The organism is Legionella tunisiensis (assembly GCF_000308315.1).
Lineage (GTDB): Bacteria > Pseudomonadota > Gammaproteobacteria > Legionellales > Legionellaceae > Tatlockia > Tatlockia tunisiensis.
On record NZ_CALJ01000270.1, the window covers coordinates 1 to 1,984 of the forward strand.

A 1,984-nucleotide genomic window follows, 5' to 3' on the forward strand; every position below is an offset into this window, starting at 1 on the left:
TCGATTTCGGAGACTGGGATGTCCCGGAATCTTTCACGAGGTAGCGCGACTATCTTCGGTTAGATTTTTATGAGGCAATTTGGTGATCTGAAAATTAACCTCGTGCTTAATATTTAGTTAATGTGTTTGATATAAAATACAGTCCGGACTATGTAGTAAATCAAACTCAGGAAATGAAACAGTGTGGACTAAAACAGTTATACAAACACAAAAAATATATCCCTCAAGAAACAAAAAACATTTTTCTAGGCGGCAATACACGTATTGTTCGTTTTTATTCTAAATACAATTGGAAACACTATAATGAAGGATCCTGCGATATTGAATCAGTTCTCGAGTCAGGAAAAGAGGCGTTTCCAGAGGTATTTAAAGATTCTTCTGTTGAGTTTACTGCATTAAAAAATTCAGTACAAAAAAAGATGAATTATGGTGGAAGCTAAAAGGTTTTGGATGTTATAAAGGTCAGAATGGTCAATTGATTGGGGATTTAATACTGTTTGACACACCTCGCCGCTCTTTACAGATAACCGGTGCTTTGATTCCCTTATTATTAAAAACACCTCCCCAAAATAATGATTTCGGAGCCTTTGTCCGTGATTTTCATACACAACACATTTTACCTGTGGTTCCTCAAATAAATATGTTGTCTCAGCGACAGAAATATTTTAATTGGGTATATGAGGTGCTTCAGGATAAAAGCAAGCAGGATCAACATCCCCAGATTCGTCGGTATTTTAATAAATTTAAAGCAGAGCTTATAAAACGAAGAGAAAAAGGAATAATCGATGGATCTGACTCTATGCTAATTGAGTTAGCGATAACTCACGTAGCAGATGAACTGCTGAGAAGCGAGACAGATGAAAGAATATATACCCTTTCAGAATGCGTAATCGAATCACTTGTTAAGCAAGATAAATATGAGCCCTTGCCTTTAGTTGCAGCAATAGATGCAAATACATTTATTGGTATCCAAGAAGAGGCACCTAAAAGTTACCCAGATCGCTTCACTGTTTTAATGGCAGGAGGACCTGGTAGTGGTAAATCTATTACAACAGAGAGTTTTGCTTTGCAATTGCAACGACAAACAGGATATTCATTAGATGAACTGGCTCTTCTTACTGTGGATAGAAAACGAACAATTTATTATGAAGACGAATGTGTGATGGGTACTCATAAAAAACATATTGGTACATTGACGCATGTAGAAGCCGTAGTAACTTACAATATGAGTGGCGATTTCTTAACACGTCGAATGGATCAAAATAAGCGAGTTCCTAATGTATTCAAAGAGATGTGTAACATATGGCCTAAATGGATTGATATAGGCTTAAAAAAGAAGGAACTTATTTGATAACTATTTCGACAAGGAAGCCTGATAAGGCAGTTGATGGAGTGATTCAAAGAGGTATTTCGAATAATGATTTTGTTACACCCCCTGAATATGTATTGAGTTCTTACCGTAGTGTTAGTGAACGCTTTCCATTAGTCATTCAAGAAAACCAGTCCCAAAATGTAATTATTAGTGTGGTAAATAACGAATTAGCGATAGAGAAAAAATTCAGTAAAGGAAGAGAGCAAGAGTCACCGCAAGAAGACAATAAGCCAGCTGTAGTAGTAGATTGTGAGACTAATACAGTCTATGTAATCAATCTTTTGCAATATGTGGATTTTATTAATCAAAGCCAACTCAATACCCAAGCTTCGTCTGCAGATGAACTTTTTGAAGGAGCAGATATTTCAATTGAGACGAGCATAGCAAGAGCAGTTGATCCGAGTAAATTTGGATCGACTAAAATTGCATTTGTTCGACAAGAAATTACCTCAACTGCAATTCATAATCTTGAGAAGAATGTAATCGCTACTGTTCAGAACGGCACACTCGATGTTCATAGCGAAGAAGATTTTGATAAGTTAAGAGCTGATACTCCCGAGTATTTTGAAATCTTGGAGAGCTTAACAGCTCAAAGGGCACCGTCAAGTAAAG

The 1,984-nt window shown here is 36.5% G+C and carries 2 protein-coding genes and 1 pseudogene; all 3 read left to right on the top strand.

Annotation, left to right across the window (positions count from 1 at the left end; all coding sequences use genetic code 11):
- Window positions 1-122: 122 nt before the first annotated feature.
- On the top strand, window positions 123-440 hold the full coding sequence (locus BN58_RS34925; protein WP_232220716.1) for a hypothetical protein: 318 nt from the start codon (window positions 123-125) through the stop codon (window positions 438-440).
- Between the two features lie 35 nt (window positions 441-475).
- The gene (locus BN58_RS34930) at window positions 476-1,351 is read left to right on the top strand and encodes a hypothetical protein (RefSeq protein WP_019217704.1); all 876 of its coding nucleotides are present in this window, start codon (window positions 476-478) and stop codon (window positions 1,349-1,351) included.
- Window positions 1,348-1,984: pseudogene (locus BN58_RS34935) on the top strand (hypothetical protein); the annotation flags it as partial. The gene BN58_RS34930 and the pseudogene BN58_RS34935, both read left to right, overlap by 4 nt.